Annotated in this window: 12 protein-coding genes; 3 read left to right on the top strand and 9 right to left on the bottom strand. The window is 52.0% G+C overall.

From position 1 onward, the window contains the following. Positions 1–18 precede the first annotated feature (18 nt). The 3 genes from NAI64_RS06295 (at position 19) to NAI64_RS06285 (ending at position 5,069) form a co-directional block, all read left to right on the top strand. Entirely contained in the window at positions 19–918 is a 900-nt protein-coding gene (locus NAI64_RS06295; protein WP_269298853.1) for a tetratricopeptide repeat protein, read from the top strand. A gap of 466 nt (positions 919–1,384) precedes the next feature. Next, positions 1,385–4,231, top strand: coding sequence for a phosphoenolpyruvate carboxylase (gene ppc / locus NAI64_RS06290; RefSeq protein WP_269298851.1), 2,847 nt, complete (start codon positions 1,385–1,387; stop codon positions 4,229–4,231). Between the two features lie 10 nt (positions 4,232–4,241). Further along, positions 4,242–5,069 (top strand): enoyl-CoA hydratase/isomerase family protein, encoded by an 828-nt coding sequence (locus NAI64_RS06285; protein WP_269298850.1) that lies wholly within the window; start codon positions 4,242–4,244, stop codon positions 5,067–5,069. Between the two features lie 49 nt (positions 5,070–5,118). On the opposite strand, the gene NAI64_RS06280 is transcribed toward NAI64_RS06285, so the two are convergent. The 9 genes from NAI64_RS06280 to pheT all read right to left on the bottom strand — a co-directional run bounded on the left by NAI64_RS06280 (position 5,119) and on the right by pheT (position 13,494). Next, positions 5,119–5,742 carry a septation protein A gene (locus tag NAI64_RS06280; protein WP_269298848.1) on the bottom strand — a complete coding sequence of 208 codons (624 nt, stop codon included), beginning with the start codon at positions 5,740–5,742 and terminating at the stop codon, positions 5,119–5,121. 9 nt (positions 5,743–5,751) lie between these two features. After that, positions 5,752–6,180, bottom strand: coding sequence for a peptide-methionine (R)-S-oxide reductase MsrB (gene msrB, locus NAI64_RS06275; RefSeq protein ID WP_269298847.1), 429 nt, complete (start codon positions 6,178–6,180; stop codon positions 5,752–5,754). Positions 6,181–6,313: 133 nt separating this feature from the next. Further along, positions 6,314–7,669: a 23S rRNA (uracil(1939)-C(5))-methyltransferase RlmD gene (gene rlmD, locus NAI64_RS06270; RefSeq protein ID WP_269298845.1), complete on the bottom strand. Its 1,356-nt coding sequence runs from the start codon at positions 7,667–7,669 to the stop codon at positions 6,314–6,316. Positions 7,670–7,740: 71 nt separating this feature from the next. Beyond that, the gene (locus NAI64_RS06265) at positions 7,741–8,562 is read right to left on the bottom strand and encodes a peptidoglycan DD-metalloendopeptidase family protein (protein WP_269298843.1); all 822 of its coding nucleotides are present in this window, start codon (positions 8,560–8,562) and stop codon (positions 7,741–7,743) included. A gap of 34 nt (positions 8,563–8,596) precedes the next feature. Beyond that, positions 8,597–9,394: a protein-L-isoaspartate(D-aspartate) O-methyltransferase gene (locus tag NAI64_RS06260; RefSeq protein WP_269298841.1), complete on the bottom strand. Its 798-nt coding sequence runs from the start codon at positions 9,392–9,394 to the stop codon at positions 8,597–8,599. After that, positions 9,391–10,128 carry a 5'/3'-nucleotidase SurE gene (gene surE, locus NAI64_RS06255; RefSeq protein ID WP_269298839.1) on the bottom strand — a complete coding sequence of 246 codons (738 nt, stop codon included), beginning with the start codon at positions 10,126–10,128 and terminating at the stop codon, positions 9,391–9,393. The genes NAI64_RS06260 and surE overlap by 4 nt, the downstream gene beginning before the upstream one ends. Positions 10,129–10,218: 90 nt before the next feature. Next, positions 10,219–10,626 (bottom strand): MerR family transcriptional regulator, encoded by a 408-nt coding sequence (locus tag NAI64_RS06250; RefSeq protein ID WP_269298837.1) that lies wholly within the window; start codon positions 10,624–10,626, stop codon positions 10,219–10,221. A 24-nt stretch (positions 10,627–10,650) separates the two neighbouring features. Further along, positions 10,651–11,028 (bottom strand): integration host factor subunit alpha, encoded by a 378-nt coding sequence (locus NAI64_RS06245; protein ID WP_269298835.1) that lies wholly within the window; start codon positions 11,026–11,028, stop codon positions 10,651–10,653. A gap of 36 nt (positions 11,029–11,064) precedes the next feature. Beyond that, the gene (gene pheT, locus NAI64_RS06240; protein WP_269298833.1) at positions 11,065–13,494 is read right to left on the bottom strand and encodes a phenylalanine--tRNA ligase subunit beta; all 2,430 of its coding nucleotides are present in this window, start codon (positions 13,492–13,494) and stop codon (positions 11,065–11,067) included. Between the last annotated feature and the right edge of the window lie 39 nt (positions 13,495–13,533).

The following is a 13,533-nucleotide window of genomic DNA, read 5'->3' as shown; positions in this document are numbered from 1 at the left end:
ACACGAAAAGAGGTTCCGATGGATACCCAAACGGTCAGACAATACCTGAAAAATCGCTCGCTTTCGTTCTCCCGGCTTTTTTTGCCGGTTTTGTTTCTCGCCGGTATTACCTGTTTTCCAGGACATGCGCTCGCCGATGATTTCGCCGATGCCATTCGTCTTCTCGGAAACCGGCAATACGAACAGGCTATTTCCCTGTTAAAAGAAGGCGTCAGCCAGAAAGATCATCGTTCCGAATATGTTCTGGGATTGATCTACTTCAACGGTATCGGTGTCGGCAAGGATATCCAGCGCGGCATATCCCTCATCACGCAATCGGCCAACCGCGGATTCGCTCGCGCGCAAAATTATCTGGGCGTGCTTTACTATGAGGGAAACGGTGTCGAACAAAACGATCTGGAAGCTTTCCAGTGGTACGGTAAAGCGGCGGTCCAGCATTTTCCAGATGCAGAATACAATCTGGGGGTCATGTATGCCCAGGGGAAGGGCACTCGCCAGGATTTCGATGAAGCCATCAAATGGATCCGCCGTGCCGCCATGCACCAGCTTCCGGAAGCACAATACGGTCTTGGCGTCATGTATGCCAGAGGTCTTGGTGTCGCGAAGAACAACGAGCAATCCGCTTTCTGGTTCGGCAAAGCCGCCAAACAGGGCTATCTGAAAGCCGAAAACAAAATGGGCGTTTTGTACCAGTCTGGCAATGGTGTAGCCAAAAACGAAACTGCGGCTGTCGAATGGTTCACGCGTGCGGCGGAAAAAGGTTATCACAAGGCGCAATACAATCTGGGCATCATGTATGAAAACGGCAGGGGCGTCCCGGCAGACAAGGCAAAAGCCATCGGCTGGTTCCGCAAGGCTGCTGCGCAAGGAAATACCGATGCACAAAAACGGCTCAGAATATTGCGTGCCGCCTCCTGATATATGGTCCGACGGACTGTCGGCATCATCACACAGGATTCCGGTCCGTCCGCCATGTCACATGCATGCCAGCATGCCTTTCAAGCTGACCGTTGTCTTGTCACGAATATCGGCGCAATGATTTGCCAAACCGGTACATTACGCTGTCATACCATCATTTTTTCAGGAAAATCCCCTGCAAAATTTAGGATTAGCACAAAAAAAAGGTATACTCCTTTATTTGTGCAAATGCATGTGCATGCGACAGACTGTCACATGCTGTAATGCATGATGGAAATGAACGAGTCCGTTCATATGCCCGTCTGAACAAGTCATGAGGATGCGACGGTACCGGCTCCGGGTTCCGTCCGAAAAGTCTGCATTCCCGCTTTTCAGGAAATTTGACGACAATCAAACCTTTTGGAAATCATGAAACCGGCCATTGACAGTGGCCGGAATTTTTGTTTTACCTGACCTTATTATCACTATGGCAGATCTGCATCAATCCTTACAGGAAGCACCGGAAAAAGAAGATATCCGCATGCTGGGACGCATGCTCGGCGATGTCATCCGGGAAAAAGAAGGCGAAGAAATTTTCAATCTGGTTGAAAAAATCCGGCGCACGGCTGTCAGTTTCCGGCGCAATCCCAATCTGTATTCAGCCGATACCCTGAACAACCTGCTCAAAAACTTGAGCCGCAACCATGCTATTTCAGTCGTCAGAGCCTTTTCCTACTTTTCCCATCTTGCGAACATCGCAGTCGACAAGCATGCCAATCTTGCATACAGAGCTGCCAGAATCGCAGGTGAAGCACCTGAAAAAGGCAGCCTGACTTATGCACTGGACATGCTCGACAAGGCTGGCGTCTCCGGATCCGACATCAAGAAACTGCTTCGCGAAACTTTCATTTCACCGGTGCTGACGGCACATCCTACCGAAGTACAGCGCAAAAGCACCTTGGACAGCGAACGTGAAATCGCACGTTTGCTTGCTGAACACGATGCCGATATGACACCAAAGGAACGCAAGCACAATACCGAAATGCTGTATGCTCGCATTGCAGCACTCTGGCAAACCAGGCTGTTGCGTTATACCCGCCTGTCTGTCGCCGATGAAATCAACAATGCGCTTTCCTATTACCGGATCACCTTTTTGCGGGAGCTGCCTGAACTCTACCGAACCATCCAGGAAGAAATCGAAGAAAGATATCCTGAAAATGCCGACGGTATCCCCTCACCCGGTTCCGAAAGCAAATATCTGCAAATGGGCAGCTGGATCGGCGGCGACCGTGACGGCAATCCCAATGTCAATGCTGATACCATGCTGCATGCACTGGAACGGCAATCACATCTGATTATGGAATTCTATCTGGAAGAAATCCACAATCTGGGGGCAGAGCTGTCCATGTCATCGCTGCTCAATCATGTCAGCCCCGAACTGCAGAAAATGGCCGATGCATCGGCCGATACCTCCATGCACCGTGTCGATGAACCGTATCGCCGTGTCCTGATTTCCATCTATTCACGACTGGCTGCCACCGCACGTGATTACGGGATGACAAGCCTCTCGCGCAGCGAAGTCGGTGTTGGTGAACCCTATGCCTCACCGGAAGAATTCAGCGCCGATTTGCAGGTCATGATCGATTCGCTCAACCAGAATGCCGGCGAACTGATCGTCCGCCCAAGGCTTGGCCTTCTGAAATCCGCCGTCGATATTTTCGGCTTCCATCTGGCGACCCTGGACATGCGGCAAAGCTCCGATGTGCATGAACGTGTCCTGACGGAAATTTTCGCCGCCGCACAGGTTGAACCGAATTACGCCGGACTTTCCGAAGCAAAGAAGGTCGAACTGCTGATCAGCGAACTGAGCAAACCGCGTCTGCTGTATTCTCCTTTTGCGCAATATTCGGAAGAAACCACATCCGAACTCAGAATCATGCGGACCGCCCGTTATATCCGTGAACAATACGGAAAACGTGCCATCACCAATTACATCATCTCGCATACCGAAACGGTATCCGATCTGCTGGAAGTGTACCTTCTGCAAAAGGAATCCGGCCTGCTGCATCCGAAACGCAACGGCACGGGCGGCATCAACCACCAGTGGGACGATGCAGAACTGGATCTGATGGCCATCCCGCTTTTCGAAACGATTCCCGACTTGAGACTGGCCTCCACCATCATGAAACAGGCCATGAGCATTCCATTCGTCCGCAAGCTGATCCACAAACAGGGCGATCTTCAGGAAGTCATGCTCGGTTATTCCGACTCGAACAAGGATGGTGGCTACACGACTTCCAACTGGGAACTCTACAAGGCAGAAAAACAGCTTGTCGCACTGTTCAACGAAATGGGCGTCAAACTGCGTCTGTTCCATGGACGTGGCGGTACCGTCGGACGTGGGGGCGGTCCGACCTATGAAGCGATCCTGGCGCAGCCACACGGCACCGTCAACGGACAAATCCGTCTGACCGAACAGGGTGAAATGATCGCGTCCAAGTTTTCGCATGCCGAAATCGGCAGCCGTAATCTTGAATTGCTGGTCGCTTCCACTCTTGAAGCCAGCCTCATGCCGGAAGACCCGAACAAGAAATACGCCGACAAGATGCATGACTTTGAAACGGCGCTGGAAGAAATTTCCGCACTGGCCTACAAAGCCTATCGTCATCTGGTCTATGAAACGCCTGGATTCACCGATTACTTTTTCCAGTCCACCCCGATTGCCGAAATCGCGGAACTGAACATCGGTTCACGCCCGGCATCGCGCAAATCGTCACGCCGTATCGAAGATTTGAGAGCCATTCCATGGAGCTTCTCGTGGGGACAATGCCGCGTTCTGCTGCCGGGCTGGTACGGTTTCGGATCGGCTATCATCGAATGGCTTGATGAAAACGATCCGCAAGTCAGAAACAGGAAAATCGCCCTGTTGCAATCCATGTACAAGGAATGGCCGTTCTTCGAATCCATGCTTTCCAATATGGATATGGTGCTTGCAAAGGCCGATCTGGCAATTGCCTACCGCTATTCAGAACTGGTAACAGACCGTAATCTGCGCGACACTGTGTTCTCGCAAATTTGTGCCGAACACCAGCGTACACTGGAAAGCTTCGAGATCATCACCCATGAAAAAGAACGGCTGGTCAACAACCCGACGCTGGCCAGAGCGCTGAAAGACCGTCTGGCCTATATCGACCCGTTGAACCACTTGCAGGTGGAACTGATCAAACGGCACCGTAATCCGGGCAACAATCCGGAAAACCTCGATGCCCGTGCGACCCGCGGCATCCACCTGACCATCAACGGTATTTCGGCCGGTATGCGTAATACGGGCTGATATACGCAGCATGGACATATCGTCTGCACTTTCCGCCGGTTCGTTTCCGCTGGACGACAGGAACGAACCGGTGTATCTGGAACGCGACGGACATACCGCCGCCATCGTCCTGAACCGTCCAGATAAACTCAACGCCATCACCCGTCATATGTGGATGCGCCTGTATCAGGCCATCACGACATCGTCCGCCGACACTTCCTTGCGCTGCATCGTCCTGCGCAGTACATCACCTAAAGCCTTTTCCCCGGGCTGCGACATCCATGAATTTTCTGTCTGCCGGGCAAACAAGGCACAGGCACGTGAATATGGTGAACTAATGCACCGGACGCTGGAAGCATTCGAAAACTGCCCTGTTCCCGTCATCGCGGAAATACGCGGTCTCTGTGTCGGTGCCGGTCTTGAACTTGCTGCCGTCTGCGATATCCGCCTTTGCTGCGAATCTTCACGTTTCGGCGCTCCGATCAAGAATCTGGGGCTGGTCATGGCCTACCCCGAACTGAAACCGCTGCTGAGGCTGACCAGTCCGGATGTCATCATGGAAATATTGCTGGAAGGACGGATTTTCAATGCCCGTGAAGCCCTTGAACGCCATCTGGTCACACGTGTCCTGCCGGATGAAAAACTGGCCGATGCCGTCCGCCAATCCGTTTCCGATATCGCATCAGGTGCCCCGCTGGCCACACGCTGGCATAAACGCTTCATCCGCCGACTGGCCGATCCTTCCCCTGTCACGCCCCAGGAATATGACGAGTGTTTCGACTGTTTCGACACGACCGATTACAGTAAGGGATACCATGCCTTCATCAACCGATCCCTTCCCGATTTCGAAGGAAAATAAAAAAGCGTGAAATTTTCTTCACGCTTTTTTCATGTGACATGCGATTTTGTCAGGTATTTTTCAGGTGCCGCGACAAATAAACGCTTTGTCCGATAACAAACACCAGCATAAGTCCCATCCCGCCGAACAGCTTGAAACTGACCCATGTCGATGTTTCGAACCCCCCCCAGAACGCGACATAAAGATTGAGAATCCCCATAAATACAAAGAAGAGGACCCACGCCATATTCAGTTTTTTCCATATGGCATCAGGCAACTGGATTTTCTTTTCCATCATGGCACGGATCAGATTTTTCCTGAATATCAGCTGTGCCAGCAACAACGCGCCACCGAACAGCCAGTACAGAACCGTCGGCTTCCACTTGATGAATTCCTCACTGCCGAAATAAATGGTAGCGCCACCGAAAATCGTGATCACGACAAGCGACACCCACAAGGTCGCCTCGATTTTCTTTCTTCTCAACAACAGGTAGATGATCTGCAAGGCACTGGCCACAATCGCCAGCGCGGTTGCGATCAGAATCGGCACCGACGATTCCGGAATCTGTGGTCCTGCCACAAAAGCAGACAAATAACGGTCGGCGACTGCCTGGGCAGCCGCCAGATTTTTCTTCGCCCATGAAAACGAGCCGAAAAACAGGATAACTGGAAACAAGTCAAATAGAAACTTCATTTTATTCAATCATTTAGCAGTAGATTGCCTGCCGATCTGCAAAGGCTCGAACCGCAATGCGACAGAATTGATGCAATACCGCAACCCTGTCGGCGGCGGCCCGTCATTGAATACATGCCCCAGATGGGCATCGCATACAGCACACAGGATTTCCGTACGAACCATACCCAAACGGGTATCCACTCTTTCTGTGACATTATCCGGATCGACCGGTTTGAAAAAACTTGGCCAGCCGCAACCGGCATCGAATTTGGTATCCGACAAAAACAGGGGTGTTCCGCAATTCACACAATAATATACTCCCGTTTCGTCATGATTCCAGTACTGTCCCGTAAAAGGATATTCCGTTCCGCCCTGCCGTGTAACTTCATAGGCCAACGGAGACAGCAAGGCACGCCATTCGGCATCGGTTTTGTGTATTTTCTTTCGGTTGTTCATGAACGCTCCCGTATTTTCTGAGAACCCGACGTATCACGAAAAGTGGCTTGTCCCCGTCAGGTCATTATCCGGCATACCAACGCCACTTTTTGACAACCATACACTATTTCAGGAAAACGCGTACGACGCCCGATCAGTCTTTCCGTTCGAAAACTGCCATGGATTCCACATGCGAGGTATGTGGAAACATGTTCACGACACCTGCGGCCATCAGCCGGTAATGCCCGCTACCCGTCAGAATGCCAGCATCACGCGCCAATGTGGACGGATTGCACGATACGTACACGATCCGTTCCGGACGAAAACGCCTGTGTTCATCATCCAGCGCTGCAATCGACTGGCAAACAGATGCCGCACCATCTCTCGGCGGATCAATCAGTACACGATCGAACGCACCCAGCGCAACCCAGTCTGTTTCCGTCATCTCAAACAGATTACGTGTTTCGAAACGGGTCTTGTCCTGCAAGCCATTGCGAATGGCCGCCTCTCTTGCGCGTTGCGTCAGCGTGTCGCTTCCTTCGATCCCGACAAGTTCTCCGGCAAACCGTGCCATCGGCAAGGAAAAATTGCCCAGTCCGCAAAACAGGTCGGCAACCCGATGTCCTACCTCGATGCCAAGCAAGCGAATCGCTCGCGATACCAATACCTGGTTGATCCGGTAATTGACCTGCGTAAAATCCCCCGGCTTGAACGGCATTTCGACATCGAATTCCGGTAACCAGTATTGCAACCGGTTTTCGTCAGGATAAAACCGTTTGATGGTATCCGGACCTTTCGACTGCAACCACCATTGGACATGGTGCTTGTCTGCAAAATCTTTCAATGCTTGCTCATCCGCAGCTGTCAACGGCGCCATGATCCTCAACAACAAAGCCGTCACGATCCCGTTTTTGTCGTTTCCGATCGCCACTTCGATTTGCGGTATCTGACGAAAAATGGACAATGAACCGATCAGCTCGCGCAAAGGTACCAGCATATCGGAAATATGTGCAGGCAATACCGGACACTGCTTCATATCGGCGATATACCGCGACTGTTTTTCCCTGAAACCAACCAGTATGCCGCCTTTTTTCGGTACATAATTGACCGACAGCCGCGCACGGAAACGGTACCCCCAGTAGGGCCCATGAATGGGGCGCAATATCCGTTCCGGTCTGACACGGCCGATATGCCACAAATTGTCTTCCAGCACACGCTGCTTGATGGCAACTTGTGCGGCAGGCTCGAGATGCTGCATGGAACACCCGCCGCAAATCCCGAAACTGGGACATGCCGGCCGAACCCGCATCGCCGATTCGTGAATCAGCGAAACGGCCTTTGCAAGTTCCCATTTGCTTTTTCTTTTCAGAATCTCGCACCGGACTGTTTCTCCCGGCAAGGCGTCCTCGACAAAGACGACCTTCCCGGGTGTGCCATCTTCATTGGATAAATAGCCGACACCCCGTCCTTCGGCATCCAGTGCCTTGATTGAAATGATATGAGCAGACATAAATGATGTTTGAAAAGCATGTAACGCATATTCGTCAAATATGCGTTACAAAAAGAAAATGAAATCGCCCGTCAGCGGGCAGGCAGATATCTTACCGGATCGACCGGCTTGCCCTGGTAGCGTATTTCAAAGTGCAGCTTGACCCTGTCGCTGTCGGTACTGCCCATCTCGGCAATTTGCTGACCGCGTTTGATCTGCTGTTTTTCCTGAACGAGAATCTTGTCGTTGTGCGCATAGGCCGACAAGACGTTGTCACTGTGCTTGATAATGACGAGATTGCCGTAACCGTTCATGCTGCCCTTGTGCAGAACCGTACCATCAGCGGCTGAAAGCACTTTCTGCCCTTTCGTTCCGGCAATATCGATTCCCCTGTTTTTTCCTGCTGCAAACGATGCAATGATATTTCCGTTAGCTGGCCAGCTCCAGTTGATACCATCGACTTCCTTTACACCACCTGATACGGAAGCGGCAGCAGTAGTCTGTGTCGTACTTTTGGCGGACGACGCAGGTGCTGTTTGGGATCCTTTGCTTCCGGAATCGATCGAGCGTACCTCCACTTGCGAAGATGTACCCACACTGGCTGTCTGCACTCCGGAAGTTTCTCCCGTCGGCGCCTGTACCCATATCACCTGACCGACTTTCAGATCATTGAGATCGCTGATCTGGTTCCATGCCGCCAGTTCGGCAACACTGTGTCCCGATCGACGCGAAATCTGCGAAAGCGTATCCCCGCTTTTCACGGTATAACGAACCGTATTCCTGTCGATAGGCGCCTCATAGGACGAACTGGTAATGGTGGACCTGTCGGAAATCGGCGCCGTTCTCTGCGGACTGCTGCACGCGCACAAACCGGCACAGATAATCATCAGTAAAGGATAACCCGTCTTTTTCATTTATCGTATTCCAAATTCTGTTCGTACTGCCTGGTCAGACCGTACCTTGCCGCAGTGGCACAAAATGACAATCGTCCACCACCATGCACTCCCATTTGTTTTTCGCCACACGCCTGACCAGCTGCAAGGTTTGCTGTTCTCCGCCGACCGGTGCAATCAGCCTGCCTCCGACAGCCAGCTGATCGAACAACGCATCCGGTATTTCCAGTCCTGCAGCGGCGATAATGATACCGTCAAAAGGCGCCACCTGTGGCAACCCCAGCATACCGTCACCATAATGCAAACGCAAATTGCCGATTCGCAGCGACCGGAGATTGTGTCGCGCCAGCTCATGCAAACTTTTTATCCGCTCGACAGAATAAACCTCTTTCGCTATTTTAGCGAGAATCGCCGCCTGATAACCGCATCCCGTGCCGATTTCGAGAATCTTTTGCATCAGCCGCGCTTCCTGCCCCATCCGCAATGCTTCCATCATCTTGGCAACGGTAGAAGGTTTCGAAATCGTCTGGTGTGCGCCGATCGGCAACGCAACATCCGCATAGGCCTGTCCTGACAACCCAGGATCGACGAAAAGATGCCTGGGAACCTGCCCCATCGCCGACAGAACGACCTTGTCACGAATCCCGGCCAATGCCAGTCTTTCCACCATTGACTGCAAGGATCGCGACAACGGCAATTCATGACGCGCCATTTTTGGCGTCACAACCTGCGCTGTACCGCCTGTCAGTGTGCTGGTGGGCCATCCTGCATCTGAGCGCATCGGTTTTTCAAACGAAGACCGTCCCATCACACTGGACAATGGCAAAGGGAACGATTTCGTTTTCTTGTTCATGCCAGTATTTTTTTCAGGTCATCAAGCACGGATAAATGCGTCCAGTCGAGTTGCAGCGGTGTCACCGACACATGCCCATTCCGGATTGCATGGAAATCGGTACCTTCACCTGCATCCCTCACCGGCCCCGAAGGCCCGATCCAGAATATCTCGCGACCGAACGGATCCTTTTCACGAATAACCGCTTCCGACTCGTGGCGTCGTCCGAGACGGGTTGCACGCAACGTTTTCAGCTCGGCATAAGGCTTGTTCGGGATATTGACGTTGAGCAAGAAAGGTTTGGGCAATCTGTCGAAAACCCGCAAAATCACATCACGTGCGACAAGTGCGGCACTTTCCAGCTCTGCCCAACCCTTGTTGACTTGCGAAAAGGCAATGGATGGGATATCGAACAGATAACCTTCCATAGCGGCAGCTACCGTTCCGGAATAAATCGTATCCTCGCCCATGTTCTGGCCATGGTTGATGCCGGTGACTACCAGATCAGGACGCCATGGCAAGACACCGGTCACCGCAATATGTACGCAATCGGATGGTGTACCGGTCGTATAGGTGAAACCATTGCTGCCCTGATAGACGGAAATGGGACGCTCAAGCGTCAGCGAACTCGACGCACCGGAACGATTGCTGTCCGGTGCAACGACAGCGACTTCCGCAATCGGTTCCAGCGCACGTGCCAGCGCACTGATTCCCGGTGCCAGATATCCGTCATCATTACTGATCAATATTCGCATCAGACCCAACCACTTATCACGGCACCGGATCGGCAACCCTGTCCCGCTACGGACAGCACATATTCCTGTCCGGTGCTTTACAACAGAATTTCATTCTTTGGGCGGTGTCAGCAACGCCAAAACTGCTTCCAGTTCGGAACGGATCGCATCCACATCCACCGGAGAAGACACCGTAACCACCCTTTCGACCGGCATTTCCTCGACCACCACATTCCGGGAACCGCGTTCATTGAGCTTGTTTCTCGCGCCGCTGATCGTGAATCCCTGTTCATACAGCAGTTCCCTGATTCTTCTGATCAGCAACACTTCATGATGCTGGTAATAACGACGGTTACCCCGACGCTTGACCGGTTTCAACTGCGCGAATTCCTGTTCCCAGTATCGCAATACATGCGGCTTCACACCGCATAATTCACTGACCTCGCCGATCGTGAAATATCGTTTGGCCGGTATGGGCGGTAAAACGACTGACTCAGATTTTTGGATCCGTTCGTTCATGGAAATAGCACGCTACTCGTCAAATTATTCCGCAGATTCAACCATCGATTTCAATTTCTGACTGGCATGAAACGTCACGACCCGTCTGGCCGTAATCGGAATTTCCTCGCCGGTTCTGGGATTTCTGCCGGGACGCTGTGGTTTGTCGCGCAACTGGAAATTGCCGAAGCCTGACAGCTTGACCATTTCCCCCCGTTCCAGCGCGGAACAGATTTCCTCGAAAAAGGTCTCGACCATTTCCTTGGCCTCACGCTTGTTCAGTCCGACCTGTTCATACAGCAACTCTGTCAGTTCTGCCTTGGTCAGCGTCGATGTACTCTTGTCGGAACTCGACGCTGCGACTTTTTTCAAAGAAGCGGATTCCGTCTTTTCAGTCAATTGCGAATCGGTGGATCGTTTCATTCTTGCTATAAAAATACCAGACATCTATTCGGAAACTCAGGCACGCAAACGCGCTCCCAAGTCTTTTTCGGCTGCCGCTACAAACGCTCCGATAGCGGCATCCACGGCTTCATCCTGCAAGGTTTTATTGGCATCTTGCAAGGTAAAGCGGAATGCCAGGCTCTTTTCATTGGCACCCAACCCCTTGCCACGATAATCATCAAACAAAACAACAGCTTGCATGATACCACAGAGGGGGTTATTATCTTTTTCCCTGTAAAATCTGTCAATGATTTCCTGAACGGGCATTGATGAATCGACCACCAGCGCAATATCTCTCGTCACCGGCTGAAAACGTGCGATTTCCGTATATGCCGGCACACCGACAGCCTGCAATGCACTCACATCCACTTCAAAGAGAACCGGTGCATGCGGCAAATCATATTTGTGCTGCCAGGATGGATGCAATTCCCCAATGATACCGATTTCCTTGCCACCACATTCCACTTTCGCGCAGCGTCCCGGATGCAGCGCCGGGTGAGTCGCCTTGGAAAAACGCAGCTGTACCGGCGAGAACATGGCTTCCAGATCGGCCTTCACGTCGAAAAAATCGACCTGCCGGTCAGGCAACCCCCACTGCTCTTCATCGGCCAGTCCATAAGCGATGGCTGCCAGCCGTTTTGGCTGTTCATATCCTGCGACCGTCAATGGACCGTCTTGCACTTCCGCATTTCTCATGAAAACCGCACCGATTTCAAACAGGCGTACTCTTGAAAACTTGCGATTCAGATTATAACGGACATTTGCAACCAGATTGCCGATCATATTGGAACGCATGACGCTCATCTGGCTTGCGATCGGATTAAGCAGTCGGATCGGATCGGAATTGTTCGCAAAATCCTTTTCCCATACTTCGTCAACAAAGCTGTAATTGATGACCTCCTGATAATCCAGATCGGCCATCTGTTGCCTGATCGAAAACAGTGAACGGACATTTTCCGGCCGGATACGCATGACATTGGACGCAACCGGCGGTAATGCCGGGATACGCTCGAAACCGTACACCCGCGCGATTTCCTCGATCAGATCTTCCTCGATTTCGATATCGAAACGATACGATGGCGGCGTGACCGTAAAGGTTTCACCATCCTGAACGAATTTCAGATCAAGGCGTTTGAAAATATCCGCGATCAAATCGGTCGTCAATGCAATACCGATCACTTTTTCCGCTCTTTCCTTGCGCAGGACGACCGGCTTGCGAACCGGGAGATTGACCACCTTGTCAACGACAGGGCCGACAACCGTCTTGCCTTCTACCTTGCAAATGTCGAGAACCAGTTCCGTAATACGTTCGATCGTGGCGGTCGTCAGTTCATAATCGACACCCCTTTCGAAACGGTGTGCCGCATCCGTCGTAAAGTTGTACCTGCGAGCGCGGCCACGGATAGCGTCAGGCCACCAGAATGCGGCTTCGATGAAAATATTGGTGGTATCCAGTGAAATGGATGTCCGTTCGCCACCCATCACGCCGCCCATCGATTCCGGTCCGTTGTCATCTGCAATCACACCGACCCATTCATCTACTTCAGCTGTCATGCCATTGAGCAGATTGACCTGTTCACCCTTTTGGCCCCAGCGGATATTCAAGGCACCTGAAATTTTGTCCAAATCATAAATATGGTTCGGCTGACCGCATTCCAGCATCACATAATTGGAAATGTCGACCAACACGGATACGGAACGCTGCCCGCTTCTTTCAAGACGCTGTTTCATCCATTCCGGCGTTTCGGCACGTGCATTGATATTACGGATGACACGTCCGGTAAAACGACCGCACAGATCAGGAGCAAGAACATTGACTTCCTGACGGACATCGGACGTCACGACGGCCGGCGAAGCCTTTTCATAGGTCAGCGGAGCACCTGTCAATGCAGATACTTCCCGGGCGACGCCAAGCAATGAAAGGCAATCCGCCTTGTTCGGCGTGAGTTTAATATCGAAAACCGAATCTTCCAGCTCCATGTAATCACGCAAACTGGTACCGACCGGAGCATCCTCGGGCAACTCCATAATACCGGAATGGTCGTCAGACAACTGCAATTCGCGCAGGGAACACAACATGCCGTTCGATTCCACGCCGCGCAGCTTGCCCTTCTTGATGGAAAACGGTTTGCCATCTTCGCCAGGAGGCAGCACGGCGCCGACCAGTGCACAACCGGTTTTCATACCGGCATGAACATTCGGCGCACCGCACACGATATTCAGAATCGTTCCGGTACCGGCATCCACCTGGCAAACACTCAGACGGTCTGCATTGGGATGCTTGGCCACTTCAAGCACTTTTGCGACGACGACTTTTGAAAAAGGTTTGGCGACAGGCATCACCTCTTCCACTTCCAGTCCCGACATTGTCATCAGGTGCGCCAGTTCATCCGTTGTCATCTCCGGATTCACCATGGTCCGAAGCCAGTTTTCAGAAAATTGCATGATCAGCCCAAGAAAAAATACGGTAACAGTTAAAAACGC

Source organism: Oxalobacter paeniformigenes (assembly GCF_027158465.1).
Classification (GTDB): Bacteria; Pseudomonadota; Gammaproteobacteria; order Burkholderiales; family Burkholderiaceae_D; genus Oxalobacter; species Oxalobacter paeniformigenes.
The sequence above is the reverse complement of the archived record's forward strand: the minus strand, read 5'-3'. Positions and strand labels throughout refer to the sequence as shown.

What these genes read in the sequence shown, in the direction of transcription:
- NAI64_RS06295 (WP_269298853.1), top strand. Translation starts at nt 19, where the DNA reads ATGGATACCCAAACGGTCAGACAATACCTGAAAAATCGCTCGCTTTCG.
- ppc (WP_269298851.1), top strand. Translation starts at nt 1,385, where the DNA reads ATGGCAGATCTGCATCAATCCTTACAGGAAGCACCGGAAAAAGAAGAT.
- NAI64_RS06285 (WP_269298850.1), top strand. Translation starts at nt 4,242, where the DNA reads ATGGACATATCGTCTGCACTTTCCGCCGGTTCGTTTCCGCTGGACGAC.
- NAI64_RS06280 (WP_269298848.1), bottom strand. Translation starts at nt 5,742, where the DNA reads ATGAAGTTTCTATTTGACTTGTTTCCAGTTATCCTGTTTTTCGGCTCG.
- msrB (WP_269298847.1), bottom strand. Translation starts at nt 6,180, where the DNA reads ATGAACAACCGAAAGAAAATACACAAAACCGATGCCGAATGGCGTGCC.
- rlmD (WP_269298845.1), bottom strand. Translation starts at nt 7,669, where the DNA reads ATGTCTGCTCATATCATTTCAATCAAGGCACTGGATGCCGAAGGACGG.
- NAI64_RS06265 (WP_269298843.1), bottom strand. Translation starts at nt 8,562, where the DNA reads ATGAAAAAGACGGGTTATCCTTTACTGATGATTATCTGTGCCGGTTTG.
- NAI64_RS06260 (WP_269298841.1), bottom strand. Translation starts at nt 9,394, where the DNA reads ATGAACAAGAAAACGAAATCGTTCCCTTTGCCATTGTCCAGTGTGATG.
- surE (WP_269298839.1), bottom strand. Translation starts at nt 10,128, where the DNA reads ATGCGAATATTGATCAGTAATGATGACGGATATCTGGCACCGGGAATC.
- NAI64_RS06250 (WP_269298837.1), bottom strand. Translation starts at nt 10,626, where the DNA reads ATGAACGAACGGATCCAAAAATCTGAGTCAGTCGTTTTACCGCCCATA.
- NAI64_RS06245 (WP_269298835.1), bottom strand. Translation starts at nt 11,028, where the DNA reads ATGAAACGATCCACCGATTCGCAATTGACTGAAAAGACGGAATCCGCT.
- pheT (WP_269298833.1), bottom strand. Translation starts at nt 13,494, where the DNA reads ATGCAATTTTCTGAAAACTGGCTTCGGACCATGGTGAATCCGGAGATG.